This window comes from Neobacillus novalis NBRC 102450, assembly GCF_001591805.1.
Lineage (GTDB): Bacteria > Bacillota > Bacilli > Bacillales > Cytobacillaceae > Neobacillus > Neobacillus novalis.
The window spans coordinates 46,421-60,848 of sequence record NZ_BCVP01000038.1; the positions used below are offsets into that span (position 1 = coordinate 46,421).

Below are 14,428 nucleotides of genomic sequence, written 5' to 3' on the forward strand. Positions count from 1 at the left end.
CACAGCCAAAAATGGTATCTTTTTTTAAAGAGATGTGAGGGGTGTTTCAATGGAGATTAACTACCATTTAACCGAAGATGATTATTTAAACTTCAATTTATATCACGTTAAAAATTCTCAAGCCGCTATGCGGACACTGAATATTCAGCGGATCTTAATGCCGATTTTCTTTATTGCGGCGGCCTATCTGTTTTCCACTATCGATGATGTCCCATTTTTGTGGATGTTAGTACCTTTTATTATTGTTAGTATTCTCTGGTTTATCTTTTACCCGAAGTATTTCTACAGACATGTTGCCCGGGGGACGAGGAAGATGATTAAGGAAGGGAAAAATGAGGGATTGTTGGGCGATCACACGATGCGGCTGTCCGAGGAAGGCATCGTCGATTCCAATTCTACCGGTGAAACAAAAGTAAACTGGTCCGGTATCTACGAGTTCAAGGAAAGCAGTGACACCTTCTATCTGTATAACAGTGCCGTCAGTGCCTATATCCTGCCAAAACGGGAGTTGGCGAATGTTGCCGAGGTAAGGGATTACCTCTTGGGGAAAATAAAAACAAATTGACATGTGCAGCAGCAAACGAAACGGTTGGGTTGGTGTCAGGCACCCGGGCGGTAAAGCAAAATAACAATTACCTAGGCCAGTCCCCAAAGTGCGGGGGCTGGCTTTTTTTAATAGTTGAGGGGGATTATGACAAGTATTTTCACCGCTTACAAAATATCCCTACAAAAAAATATCCGGCACAATGGCCGGATACGCAATAAAAATATATTTTAAAGGGGTTTGCGAGAAGAAGATGCAGTGACTTCTTTCCACGCTCTTATTATAACTGGCAAAAATGAAGAAACTATGAACAAACCATGAAAAGTTTCTTATTTTTCTTTTCGAAGCTGCTTCCGGTAGTAGGCTTACTCCCCCGACTTCTCCTGCATCACTTTAATCAACGCATCCAGCTTCTCATTTCTCGCTTGATCTAATTGTGTCTTTTCATTCATGAACCTGATTGCACGGACGGTAAAATAAATACCAAACGCAATAATGAACAAATACAGTATGATTGGAACAAGTGCAAACAACCCGAATAAACTGCCCATCTCAGTCGACATGAAAATCCTCCCTGAATGTAAACTTATACCAATAGTATACAGAGTGCTTGATCGTTATCCAAGTTTTTTTGTCGAGCGTGGCGAGAGATGCCCGCATATAGGGTCGGAATAATCTTGAAACGGGGTTTTCGGGGGCCAATAAAGGCTATTGACGACCGGTACGCTGTTGAAATCGGGATAACGGGCTCCAATAACGGCTATTGGTGACCGGTACGATCTCGAATTCGGGATAACGGGCTCCAATGAGGGTTATTGGCGACCGAAACGCTCTCGAATTCCGGATAACGGGCTCCAACGAGGGTTATTGGCGACCGAAACGCCCTCGAATTCCGGATAACGGGCTCCAATGAGGGCTGTTGGCGACCGGTACGCTCTCGATTTCCGGATAACGGGCTCCAATGAGGGTTATTGGCGACCGAAACGCTCTCGAATTCCGGATAACGGGCTCCAACAAGGGCTGTCAGCCAAAAAAGGCCGCCGGGGTCTCCTCCGGCAGCCTTATGTATTGTATATATAATTAGCCTATTACTAGACTCTTCAAATCCGCTTTTAAATCTTCCATTAATTTTTCTACCGTTAGTTCTTGCTCATTCAAGCCCTTGTCATATGCCTTTTTCACGATTGTTGAAAAATCTATGACATTCGAGCTGCTATCCTTTTCAGGTTTCCGTTCCAATTCCCAATGTCCTCCTTCCAGTTATATAGTTAAATATTCTACTAGATTCGGATTCGATTGTAAATACATTTCCAGTTGAATATTGTGGAAATTGTGTGAATTTTGTCGAACAGCTTCGTTTTGGTGTCAGGCACCATGTCATGCCCCACACCAGAAAAGCAAAACAACAATTACCTAAGCCAGCCCCCAAAGTACGGGGACTGGCTTTTTTTTGCTGATTTAGCTGGTGGTGGCGGGTAAATTCTAAAAAGTGACGAGTAAATTCAAAAAAAGCCGAGAGTAAACTTCCCGCTCCCCCTTCCTTTTTCCTCCTATTCCCAGAGGCGACGTAACGCACCAATCGCCAGCATTCGACACCCCCGCGAAAAGTTTCCACATCTTTTTTCTATCTATTTAGCCATTTTTTTGTTACTCTATATCATGAGTTCGAAAAAATTGTAAAATTTTTGGAGGTTTGATCGAATGAGATCTCAAAAAAGGAAAAAGAAAAAATGGTTAAAGGTGACTAGTATTATTCTTCTTGTCCTGATCATCGGGGCAGGGGCATATGCCTATACAGTATATAATTCGTTTAAAAATGCAGCCAATACGATGCATGAGCAGGTTGACCGCCAATCAGGCAAGCGGGATACCGCGGTTTCTTTTAAGAATAAGGATCCATTTACCGTGTTAATGCTTGGTGTCGATGAACGACAAGGCGATAAGGGCCGTTCCGATACGATGATAGTCTTAGCCGTTAATCCGAACAATAAATCAGTGAAAATGCTGAGCATTCCGCGTGACACACGCACCCAAATCGTCGGAAAAGGCACAGAGGATAAGATTAACCATGCCTATGCGTTTGGCGGTGTGCCAATGGCCATGGATACGGTTGAAAACTTCCTTGATATCCCGATTGACTATTATATGAAGGTGAATATGGAAGGCTTTAAGGATATCGTTGATGCTGTCGGTGGAATCAAGGTTCAAAATAATTTAGATTTTACCCAAGATAAAATCCACTTTGCCAAGGGTGATTTAAAGCTAAACGGTACAGAGGCGTTAGCCTATACGAGAATGAGAAAACAAGACCCTAATGGTGACTTCGGCCGCCAAGGCAGACAGCGTCAAATCATTCAAGGTGTTATTAAAGAGGGCGCTAGCGTATCAAGCCTTGCGAACTACTCAGACATCTTTGCTGCTCTTGGAAAAAATGTAAAAACAAACATTGCTTTCGATGATTTAATGGACCTTCAAAAGAATTACAAGGCTGCCGGTTCAAATATTCAACAAATGGAAATCAAAGAAACAGGGACAAAGATTAATAAAATTTATTATGGAATCGTATCTGCCGAAGAAAAGCAGAGAGTTCAAAGCGAATTGAAGACACAGCTGGAATTAAAATAAAAAAAAGTGTGCGCAATTTGATGCGAAAATAAGAAAAACACGCCAGTTCAGGCGCGAAAAATGACCCCGGCAGCGAAAACCGGGGTCATTTTTTCTAGGTTGTTTTCGTTGCTGTTAAAAATAGCTTAAATAAACGGAGAGATTCCGGCTAATTCGTAATTATGATTAAAAAAGGCTTAAATAGGCGGAGAAATTCCGCCTATTTAATAAAAAAACTCGAAAAAGAGGGATTTTGCTTGGCATAATCGGAAAATCTACCCTTATTTACCTCGAAATGAGCTCCATTCTTCATTTAACCGGAAAATCTCCGCTTATTATACTTTTGCTGGTTACTCGATTAGGAACAAGACCATTCTACTTAAAAGGGAGTGTGTTTTATCTCAAGAATCCAGGATGCATTACGGTGAACTAGCCTTTTTTATTAATGATATACGGTTAGCCCTGCACCCGCGGGTAACCCGCTCCAATTAACGATTAAAAATCCCCAAGCGCTTGCCCTTAGACTTTCCCTCCGCGAGGTCGGTTTCTGCCGTCCTCAGTTTGCCGCTTCGTTTTTCCATTACCTTTAAATTAAACTGTTTCTTTTCTTCCTTAGACATCTTGTTGAATTCTTTTACGAATTGTTCATACTGCGGGACTACTTCTGCAACAGGTCCGTACGCTCGTACTTCCCCAGCTTCCAGCCATAGCGCTTTTTGGCAGAATTCTTTTATCTGGCCAATTGAGTGACTGATAAAGAAAATTGTTTTTCCTTTTTCTTTAAAGCTGTTCATTTTGTCTAAACATTTTTGCGCAAAAATCTTATCGCCTACGGAAAGTGCTTCATCAATAATCAAGATATCTGGATTGATATTTACCGAAATCGCAAAGCCCAGTCTTGATTTCATCCCGCTCGAGTATTTTTTGACGGGCTGATCAATAAACTCGCCTATTTCAGCAAATTCAATGATTTCAGGCATCAGATCCTGAATCTCCTGCTTTTTAAAGCCGAGCATCAGGCATTTTAGCTCAATATTCTCTCTGCCTGATAGTTGATTATTTAGGCCAGCGCCGATGGAAATCAGGGCGGCGTCACCATTAATGTCAATCGTACCGGAACTTGGGGGAATGATTCCAGAGATGATATTCGATATCGTCGATTTACCTGCTCCATTTACCCCGATAATCCCAATAATGTCTCCATGTTCCGCCTGAAAACTAATATTTTGTAAGGCATAAAAGTCTTTCCCGTAACCATTTGGCAACACCAAATCCAATAATTTATCGGTCGTTTTTTTATACATTTTATATCTTTTTGTGACGTTTTTTAAAACAACTGAAGTGCTCATAGGTTCTCCTTGCTTAAGGTATGATCATTGGTTTGTCCTATAAATTTACCATATATAACAAACAATGTTAACCTTGTCGTCCTTCTGATTCTAAACATTTGTAGAAGGATTCCATTGCAGCAGCATTATATTGATTGTAATCAAACTTTTTAAAACGAGGCTTCTTATCACTTGCCATCAAGTTGAGGCCTTCTTCAAGACCACTGATACTATTCTCAACAAGCAGCCCATAAACTCCATCTTCTAAGACCGTTCGATTCGCTACAATATCCGTTGCGATAATATCCATCTCGAGCGTCATCGCCTCTAACAATACCATCGGCTGTCCCTCGTAATGTGACGAAAGCACAAAGCAATCACACTTTTTAAGAAATGAAAATGGATTCTCAATTTGTCCTAAAAGATAAACAGCATCATGCAAATCCAATTTTTCGATTAATGCCTGTAACTCTTCTTTCAAGGGGCCGTGCCCTAAAATATACAGCTTACTGTTAGTTTGTTTTTGGTGGAATCCGGCAAAGGCTTTAATTAAATTGTCTTGGCCTTTTTCCGGGGATAATCTTCCCATCGTAACAAAATTCACATCGTTTTTAGCAGGATATGGAATAAATTTATGATCGATCTCCATTCCAAGTTTCAAATCATGTTCTGCTCCGGTAGAAACCTGGCTCTCGTTTACCGATGCCGGTTCACTTGCCGTTTCCATTTCTTCCAATCTGCTATTTTCCATTTTTTTGATCAATTCTTTTTTCCTATTATTGTATTTGTATCTAAGTAAGTTTCTTATCAAATTGATTTTATGCTTATTAACTTCACTTGTATTCCCGTCAATCGTACACTTTCGATAAACTCGTAACGCCGAATGATCAATCCATCCGATTACCGTATCATGGATCGATATTCTAAAGTATATCCCATGGAAGGTTTCTGCTTCTTGATCGATATCCACGATCATGTCTTTAAACGCCCTACTTGAAGAAACCTTTTGACAATCAGGAACCTCATAGGGCGCCGACCAAATATCATTACCTCTTGGCTGTCCAAGCTTCGCAATTTTATCGACATTCTGTTTGGATAAAATGGTATCCGGTAATAGCTCTACTGCTTCGCTGCTGATCCACCCGATTATTCGGTTGTTGTGGCTAAATTTATAATACGTATTTTGCCCATCAGATGCCTTTCTTGAGATGATAATTTCCGCATCTTTGAACTCTTGTGCCAATGGAAACTGATTTGCCTTACCATTACCGGGAGGCATGTTCCAAACAACCTGTTCTTTGTTACCTTGTAGTAATGCTATTGCTTTAAAATTTTCAGTTGCCATCAATGGGTCATTTTTCTCATCGATCGCAGCTTCTGTCGGATGATCGTTTTGAAGAATTTTCTCTGGATTTATCGAATTTAGAATATAATCGAACTTTTCAAAAGGCGCGTATTCTAATAAGTTTTTTCTATTTAACTCCATCGTTCCTTTCGAAACACTTACCAGTTTATCAAAGCGATGATAAACCGAAAATAGTCCCCTCAGATTGATTTTATGAGGTCTTTTTCCATCAATGATTTTCTCACTCTCTGAGAGCAAATCATTATGCATATAACAAATTTTCGTTTTTGCATCGGCCACAATCAAGTATTTAGCCCAGAAAAGGCTATAGCCGCTGAAATCAATCACATAATCAAATTTGCTATTGCCGAATAATCGCGCATGGTCTCTTGCATAGGCCTTTTCTGGAAAAAGGAGTTTTCCTAACCAGCCTCTTTCGCCCCGATTATGAATAAACCTATCCCGATATATTTCTAACAGTTTATAAACAGGGTAGCCAGGCTTAAAGAGGAACCGCACGTTTTTGTTTATCTTCTCTAAATTATTCAAGACCTCTTCTGAGTTTGGTGTCCCAGTAAAACAACTGACATCGTATTGATCAAAATCAATGTTATTCATCAGATTGATAAAAGAAGAGGTAATCCCATTATTTCGCAATCCGCCTGGATAGATTAATAACTTTTTCTTTTGGATATCGAGCTTATTGACTAGGTTGAGATCTTTCGTACCTTTGTCGAAAAGGAAGCGGACCACTCTTTCCGTGACATTGCCATCGTCATATCTTGTAAATTGATCTTGCATTTTCTTATAGTTATCAAGAAAGTTCACTTTATGGGTTTCAATATTCTTGATTGCTGCTGCTAATTCTTTAGAATTATAAACAATCGGGCCAGGCAGCTCATCGTTCTGAATATATTGACCCCTTTCCTCCCCATAAACATCGATGTCCCATGTATAAAAAACAATCGGCTTATTTGTCACGAGAAAATCAAAGAAAATACTTGAATAATCTGTAATTAATAAATCAATTGCTGCTAACAATTCGTTTGGATCGACAAAATCAGGGACTAATCGATCGTTAAGCTCGGGATACTTTGCTGCTTCTTTATAAAGGTATGGATGGACCTTAATCAAAATACTATAACGGTCCCCTACCTCTTTCTCAACATAGTTTATATCGGCAATGATTTGCAGGACATCATTTTTAACTTTTGTCGTATTCGTCCCTTTCCATGTCGGTGCATAAAGAATCGTTTTCTTATCATCATCTATCCGTAAACCTAATTTCCTTAAGTACCCTTTATACCCTTCTGGATCCGTATTAAGGGTTAAATCAATCCTCGGATATCCCTCTTCAATAATCGTTCCTTTATATAAACCATCGAGTTTATAGCTGTCCGTGAAAATTTTCGTGGTATGAGTGTTGGGGCTCAACATATAATTGGTACTTAAAAAGTTCCTTACTACGTTTTGGGAGTGAGCTGGGTTACCTGGAATATCAAATCCCATACTTTTAAGTGGTGTGCCATGCCAGGTATTGATATACACTTGATCCTTCTTCGGAATAAAAAAGGATTGAAAGGTTGAATTATTTATCAAGTACTCACTGGTTGCAAGATACTTTAAATACGTCCTTGAATTTCGTTTTACAAATTTCACATTATGATAGTCCTGATATTTGGCCATCACACTTGCCACTGCATCGAAATCGGCTACTGACCAAATATGCTGATAATCTTTGAAATCTGGGTTTTCTAACATATATGTAAACATCGCATAGGGATTATCGGTTATACTATTCCCATCCCGGCTTTCGTACAAAATGGTGTTTTTTTCAACCTTTAATTGATCATAGTATTTTGCATACAGATTGACCCGATTATGACTTTTCTTAAAGAAATAATTTAACATCGGTGCGACTATGAAATTGATCTTTCTCTTGATGATCTTCTTATTCACTTCGGTAAACATCCCCCTATTGCATTCAGAGATTTCTTCTCTATATGTATTCGTATTACTATTATTCCTATTTATTTTTATAATAAAACCAAATAGGATAATCTACGCAGTAAAAATCCTTCCTAATAAAATAGGAAGGATTTATTTAGTTATCCGATTTAAGATTTATTTCGCGGACATTACTAATTCCTTTTTGATTTTAGTAGTAGAAATACCGATGGTCCTTGGTAAGTATACTACTTCGCAATAGTCCTTTAGGAAGTCAAACTTCCCTTTCCAATCATCACCCATAACGAAAATATCGACATCATGTTTTTTAACATCGTCAATCTTCTGCTTCCAATTATCCTCTGGAATGACTTCATCCACATACCGGATTGCTTCAAGTATCATTTTCCTTTTCTCATAACTATGATACGAGGTTTTATTTTTTATTGCATTAAATGAATCCGTTGAAATCGCTACAATTAAATAATCTCCCATATCTTTCGCACGTTTTAACAAATTGATATGGCCCCAATGAAGCAAATCAAATGTTCCGTACGTAATTACTTTTTTCACTCTTTCTACCTCCTAGCCTGTACATTTTTTTCTCCGCGCGCTATTTTTTATATAAAAAAATCATATTTACAGTTAATTTACATTCCATTTACAACAAATTTAATTATAGCATACATAAATTTAACAAACTACTGGAAATTTCGACTTTAATCTTACAAATAGTCTACAAATCGTTTACCAAATTTGACATGGAGAGCTGAACCTATTACTAACAGGAACAGAACTAAGACCCAAAAATAGATGGTGTATTGGATATTTTCAAGAAAGTACCAATTGGTTCCTAACAAGGAGGAACGATATCCTTCTACAATATAGTAGATAGGGTTTGCCATTAACAGTTTCCCAATCGAAATCGGCAATTTATCTGGTGTCCAGAGAATCGGGGTTAGGTACAGCAGCACCCTGACAGCCGCTTGGACAATCATTTGGACATCTCGAATAATCGTTGCCAGTGTCGATGTGACCAAGGAAATCCCAATCAATAACGCAAAATTGGCAAACATCATATAAGGAAGCTGTAGGATATAAAGGCTTGGGAAATATCCGTAAAAGGATAAAATCACCATTGAGATAAACATCAAAATGATATGCTGATAGAACAATGAGGTGATCACGTAAGAGGGAATGACACTCATTGGAAAGTTCATTTTTGAAATAATATTAATTCTTGTATAGATGGATTTAGACCCTTGTAACAGAGACTGCGATATGAAAAACCAAACGGTAATTCCAGAAAGCATCCACGGAAGATAGGCAATTCCATCAACATGCTGCCCTCCCCTAATCCCATAGCCAAACACAAACCAGTAAATACCGATTAGAATTAAAGGATTTAATACTTCCCAAAGCATCCCTAAATAATGGTTATTATTATTGCTCTTCAGCTCAAAAAGTGATAGTCGAATAATTAAATAAAAATGATTAATATGGTCTTTTACTATTTGGAATAATGATTTCATTGTACTGCCCTTTCTGAAAATACGCGTTTTACTACTTGCTCTGTTGAAACACCCTGCTCTATACCGCAGAAATTCTCATGAAATCTCGTGATGGCATCCGTTGGTTCAAAGCCATCTCGTTCTAATCGTTTCACTTCTGCAATTAGCTCCTCGGTTGTTTTTACTAACGGTCCGGGGTGATCCTTTTCTAAATCAAAATAAAAACCTCTTAACGTATCCCGATAGGTATCAAGATCATACGTATAAAAGATAATCGGACGTTTCAGGCATAAATAATCGAAAAAGACGGATGAATAATCAGTGACAAGGATATCACTAATTAAATATAAATCCCGATTGTCATCATAATCGGAGCAATCAAAGACAAAGCCTTGATAGGGCTGAATATTAATCCGATTAGCGATCAGATAATGAACGCGTAAGATAATCACATACTCCTCACTTAGGGTCCGCTTGAGTTCTGCCAAGTCTAACTGCAAGGTAAATTTATATTTCCCACTATCATCAAATTCATCATCTCGCCATGTAGGGGCATATAAAATTACCTTCTTATTGTTGGGAATTCCTAACGTATCCTTGATTCGCTTGATCGTATCGTCGTTATTATGAGTAATAAGTCGATCATTCCTTGGGTAACCTGTTTCCAAAATTGTTTTCTCATACTGAAATGCCCGTTTAAAAATTGCGGTCGAATACGGATTAGGAGAGATTAAAAAATCCCAGCGGCGTGATTCTTGAAGAAATTCCTCTTTGTATTCGATTGTTGTCGTCCCGGCCATATGAACTTCCTTTATATCTGCTGCTAATTTCTTCAGCGGAGTTCCATGCCAGGTTTGCACATAGGTCGTATGGTTTGGTTTCTTAAGCCATAATGGCATCCTGCTATTCGTGATCCAGTATTCCGCCCGTGGTAATAGCCATAGCCATTTAAGCGAAAACCGATTTACATAGGGAATATTTAATTGCTGGAAAATTCGAGAGTGTTTCCTATCTACGCTCCAGATCATTTCATAGTCATAATCGTGATGCTTTACATATTCATAGATGGCCCTGGGATTACAGCTGAATTGACGCCCAAGAAAGCTTTCAAAAATCAATAGCTTCTTTCTAACAGGCAGCAAACCTACTACGATAAATATCCATTTATAGATCTGCTTCATCACGGATGCAGGTTTGAGGAATTCTTTCAGATGTTTGCTCACATTACTCCCCTTACTTTTTTAAAAAGTAGATCCTTTACTATTAGAATTTATTTCATTGAACTTCGAGAATTGCCCAGCGCAAGCGTGCTTGCGCTTTTTCTTACTTCATTCGCTCTACAATATAATGAGCCAAATTTTCCGCTGAATGTCCAACTGAATATCGATTCCATTTATCGGAAAAGTCTTTGATAGCCTGCACATCAAAACGGTCTGCTACGATTTCTTCAATCAGTTCGTTGGTATTGTAGACAATCGGCCCAGGCACGAGTTGTTGATAATCCTTAACCAAGCCCCTTTGTTCACGATATTCAGCCAAGTCATAGGGATAAAAAATGATTGGCTTATGTAACAGAGAAAACTCAAAGGGTAGGGAAGAATAATCGGTTATTAAGTAATCCGTCACCACTAGCAATTCATTGATCCGTTTATATTCAGAAAAGTCGCAAACAAAATCTGGAAATAATTCCTGATAATTTGTTTTAGTCTTTACAGCAGGGTGAAGTTTTATTAACAAGAAATAGTTACTGTCTAATTTCTGTTGCATCTGTTTAATATCAAGGTGAATGTCACTGTTTTCCAATTGCCCGTCGCGATATGTTGGCGCATACAAAATCAACTTTTTACCCGCTAACAGCGGATAATTTTCATAGAAACTTGTTATCACTGCATCTCTTGACTTTTTTTCATAAAAAAAGTCCGTTCTTGGAAACCCTGTTGGCAGCATTCTTTGCGAGGGAACATTGAAAGCCTCGCTAAAAATACGCCCCATTTCATCCGAACCGACAACAATTGTATGAAATTGATCATATACTTGTTGGAATCTTCGTTTGGCCGAATCACTTCGATAGCGAATCGACTGATCTTGCAGGCCAAAGGTTTTTAAGGCGCCTGCTGCATGCCAGACTTGAATACATTCGACATTTTTCTTAAAGGTTACCGCGGCTAAAAAGCCAAAATAATTATCAATGATTATACATCGCGATGTTGCTAGATGGTAGAGCGAAATCAACCAATCGATGATATTTTTAGTTTCAAAAGGGATTACCTTCACATCACTAAGTTCATTTATTAATTCCGTTGATAGTGAAGATTTGCATAAAAACGTAATTTTCAAATCGGGGCTCTGTTTTCTAAGTTCACGATATAGAAAAGCAGCATTTTCCTCAAAAGAGATCACAAACGTAACCTTCTTCTGTTGCGGGAATACCTTAAACAGAGCGAATATTAACCTAAACACTAGCAAATAACACGAAATAACCACATCTCTAAACATCAACAGCAACAACTACTTCCAATGGGACATGGGGAAAGAAACCGTGTCCCAGTTTTGTTTGTTACGTTTATATTATACCAAATATGTAGAATAATGGAACATAGCGACAGGAACCTTGTCCCTTATTCGCTATTTATGTTAATATTATACCAAATATGTCGAATAATAAAAGAAGTTGTCAATTGGGATTATTTTAATTTAAGGGGATTTAACATGCTCAACTTTAAGGAAGTATTGGGTTACCATTTCGTGGATAATACGATGGATGAACTTGTCAGTGAAGTCCATTCAAGAATCGCTGTTTCCGAAAAGACCTTTATCGTAACAGCCAATCCAGAAATCATTACCTACGCCCAATCAAATCCTTTCTACGATGAAATTATCAAAAATTCTGATTATATTACCCCTGACGGCATTGGGATTGTGATTGCTTCGAAAATGTTAGGCAGACCGCTCCGAGAACGGCTTGCCGGCTTTGATCTGATGTCTAATCTGTTGGAATTATCCAATAAGGAACATTATCGGATTTATTTGTTAGGTACCAAACCCGATATTATTGATTTAAGTGCAAGCAATATCAAAAAGGCCTTTCCTAACATCGAAATCGTCGGCTTTCACCACGGTTACTTTCAAAGTGATGAAAAAATAATCAAAGAAATTCAAGAGAAACAACCTGATCTTGTCTTTGTCGGGCTCGGATTTCCGAAACAAGAAAAGTGGATTTCCGACAACCTCCCACACTTTGCTAAAGGGGTGTTCATCGGCGTTGGCGGCTGCCTCAATATTTGGGCCGGAGTCAGCAAACGCGCTCCGAAGCTCATGGTGAATTTAAACCTCGAATGGCTCTACCGCCTGGTTAAAGAACCTTCCCGCTCGAAAAGAATGTTAGCGATTCCACTCTTCCTATCACGCGTCTTTCGCCAGTAGGGATATGGTGTCTGTCCCCAGAAAAAACCTCTTCTCAAATTTCGAGAAGGGTTCCGTTTCCGGGGGCTTTATTTTTAAAAGACACAAGAATTGACGTATGAATTGGCATACGTCTTTTTCTTTATTTATCAAGGTTTCTACGAAATACTAGAAACTTTGACATTGCAATTGACATCATTATTATGATGGACAATATGTATTGTACAATTAAAAAGAGGGTCTAAACTTCTGTCATTTGCAGTACCGTTTTGAGTACCAATTTTATTGATCTTTATTAGCTGGTCGATAAAAAGGTGCTGATTCCTGCATCTAGGATTAAGAGGGTCCGCCCTTATCGGTTGGGGGATCAGCTTAAGCACTCGAGATGATAAATAGACGGAAAAATTTCGCTTAATTAGTAATTACTAATAAAAAAGGCTTAAATAGGCGGAGAGATTCCGCCTATTTACTCGAAAATCGTGAAAATAGGCGGTTTTGCTTTGCATAATCGGAAAACCTCCGCTTATTTACCCCGAAACGAGCTCTAATCTGCATCTACCCGGAAAATCTCCGCTTATTTTACTTTTGCTGGTTACTTGATTAAGGACAAGACATAGTTTATTGTATTCCTAATAAAGAAACTCGCCAATTACTATGGCGGGTTTTACTTTTTTATATACCAATAACGATGCCAATACGACTGTCATTTCGGCACGTATTTTAAGAAAAAAACCTCTTCTCAAAAAATTGAGAAGAGGTTTTTTTGATTTGCTTTTATTGAATCCATGCTCCGTCAGTGCCGATTTTGTACTTTCCAATTGTAGTGTTTGCTGCCATATGGCCATCTGTGTATAGGAAGTACCATTTCTTGCTGACTAGGATCCAACCGGTTTGCATCGCGCCGTCAGTATTTAGGAAATACCATTTGCCGCTGACTTTTACCCAGCCGGATTGCATAGCGCCGTCAGTATTTAGGAAATACCACTTGCCGCTGACTTTCACCCAGCCAGTTTTCATCGCGCCGTCAGTATTTAAGAAATACCATTTGCCGCTGACTTTGGCCCAACCAGTTTGCATCGCGCCGCTTGCTGATAGATAGTACCATTTATTAGCTGATTTGACCCAGCCCGTTTTCATCGTACCATCTGCATTTAAGAAATACCATTTGTTGTCTACTTTGGCCCAGCCAGTTTGCATTGCACCGCTCTTAGCAAAATAATACCAAGAACCGTTAATTTTTTCCCAACCGGTTACCATTGTATATTCTTCTTCGTCAATGAAGTATTTCTTACCGCCTACTTCAAGCCATCCAGTTACTAACTCGCCAGTTGTTGGACTAATATAAATCCAAAGGTCTTTGTCTATTTCGAACCAGCCTGTTTCTGCTTTAATAACTGTTACTTCAAGACCTTTACTTACATTTCCTGCAGCATCAGTAGCAGTGATGACTAATTTCGTTCCTACTGCTTGTGCTGGAATATCAATATCAAAATATCCATTTTTATCAGCTTTACCTGAACCAATCAGGATACCATTCACTTTTACTTCGACAGTTGAACCTTTCTCAGCAGTACCCATTACAAAGGTATCAAATTGTGTTACATCGAAGACTGATTTTGGTGCTGCCGGTGGTGTTACATCTTTGACGATTACTTCAGTTGCCGCACTTTCATTACCTGCTGCATCTGTAGCTGTAACAGAGATTTTCTTGCCTGCTGCAACTTTTGCAATCGTAATCGCAAATTTG

At 38.8% G+C, this 14,428-nt stretch carries 13 protein-coding genes; 4 read left to right on the plus strand and 9 right to left on the minus strand.

Annotation, left to right across the window (positions count from 1 at the left end):
- Positions 1–49: 49 nt before the first annotated feature.
- A complete protein-coding gene (locus tag BANVL01_RS21815) occupies positions 50–565 on the plus strand; it encodes a YcxB family protein (RefSeq protein ID WP_066093653.1) in 516 nt (171 codons plus the stop codon).
- A complete protein-coding gene (locus BANVL01_RS27895; RefSeq protein ID WP_066093656.1) occupies positions 562–765 on the plus strand; it encodes a hypothetical protein in 204 nt (67 codons plus the stop codon). Before BANVL01_RS21815 ends, BANVL01_RS27895 begins: the two co-directional genes overlap by 4 nt.
- A 144-nt stretch (positions 766–909) precedes the next feature.
- Here the strand turns inward: BANVL01_RS27895 and BANVL01_RS21825 are convergent, their stop codons facing one another.
- A complete protein-coding gene (locus BANVL01_RS21825; RefSeq protein ID WP_066093659.1) occupies positions 910–1,107 on the minus strand; it encodes a hypothetical protein in 198 nt (65 codons plus the stop codon).
- A 517-nt stretch (positions 1,108–1,624) separates the two neighbouring features.
- Positions 1,625–1,783, minus strand: coding sequence for a YwzD family small protein (locus tag BANVL01_RS27490; protein ID WP_156482385.1), 159 nt, complete (start codon positions 1,781–1,783; stop codon positions 1,625–1,627).
- A 462-nt stretch (positions 1,784–2,245) separates the two neighbouring features.
- Between BANVL01_RS27490 and tagU the strand changes: the two genes are divergently transcribed.
- Entirely contained in the window at positions 2,246–3,169 is a 924-nt protein-coding gene (gene tagU / locus BANVL01_RS21830) for a polyisoprenyl-teichoic acid--peptidoglycan teichoic acid transferase TagU (RefSeq protein ID WP_066093662.1), read from the plus strand.
- 467 nt (positions 3,170–3,636) lie between these two features.
- On the opposite strand, the gene tagH is transcribed toward tagU, so the two are convergent.
- The 6 genes from tagH to BANVL01_RS21860 all read right to left on the minus strand — a co-directional run bounded on the left by tagH (position 3,637) and on the right by BANVL01_RS21860 (position 11,775).
- The gene (gene tagH / locus BANVL01_RS21835; RefSeq protein ID WP_066093664.1) at positions 3,637–4,497 is read right to left on the minus strand and encodes a teichoic acids export ABC transporter ATP-binding subunit TagH; all 861 of its coding nucleotides are present in this window, start codon (positions 4,495–4,497) and stop codon (positions 3,637–3,639) included.
- Positions 4,498–4,564: 67 nt separating this feature from the next.
- The gene (locus BANVL01_RS21840) at positions 4,565–7,780 is read right to left on the minus strand and encodes a CDP-glycerol glycerophosphotransferase family protein (RefSeq protein ID WP_066097100.1); all 3,216 of its coding nucleotides are present in this window, start codon (positions 7,778–7,780) and stop codon (positions 4,565–4,567) included.
- Positions 7,781–7,945: 165 nt separating this feature from the next.
- Positions 7,946–8,341 (minus strand): glycerol-3-phosphate cytidylyltransferase, encoded by a 396-nt coding sequence (gene tagD / locus BANVL01_RS21845; protein WP_066093667.1) that lies wholly within the window; start codon positions 8,339–8,341, stop codon positions 7,946–7,948.
- Positions 8,342–8,493: 152 nt separating this feature from the next.
- Positions 8,494–9,300, minus strand: a complete 807-nt coding sequence (locus BANVL01_RS21850; RefSeq protein WP_066093670.1) for an ABC transporter permease — start codon at positions 9,298–9,300, stop codon at positions 8,494–8,496.
- Positions 9,297–10,502 (minus strand): CDP-glycerol glycerophosphotransferase family protein, encoded by a 1,206-nt coding sequence (locus BANVL01_RS21855; RefSeq protein WP_235845696.1) that lies wholly within the window; start codon positions 10,500–10,502, stop codon positions 9,297–9,299. Before BANVL01_RS21855 ends, BANVL01_RS21850 begins: the two co-directional genes overlap by 4 nt.
- Before the next feature lie 100 nt (positions 10,503–10,602).
- Positions 10,603–11,775 carry a CDP-glycerol glycerophosphotransferase family protein gene (locus BANVL01_RS21860; protein ID WP_066097104.1) on the minus strand — a complete coding sequence of 391 codons (1,173 nt, stop codon included), beginning with the start codon at positions 11,773–11,775 and terminating at the stop codon, positions 10,603–10,605.
- 213 nt (positions 11,776–11,988) lie between these two features.
- Here BANVL01_RS21860 and BANVL01_RS21865 point away from each other — a divergent pair, with 213 nt between their 5' ends.
- Complete coding sequence (locus BANVL01_RS21865; protein WP_066093672.1) at positions 11,989–12,702, plus strand: WecB/TagA/CpsF family glycosyltransferase; 714 nt, start codon at positions 11,989–11,991, stop codon at positions 12,700–12,702.
- Between the two features lie 753 nt (positions 12,703–13,455).
- Here BANVL01_RS21865 and BANVL01_RS21870 read toward each other — a convergent pair.
- The coding region (locus tag BANVL01_RS21870) for an Ig-like domain-containing protein (RefSeq protein WP_235845699.1) at positions 13,456–14,428 on the minus strand (973 nt) is incomplete at its 5' end.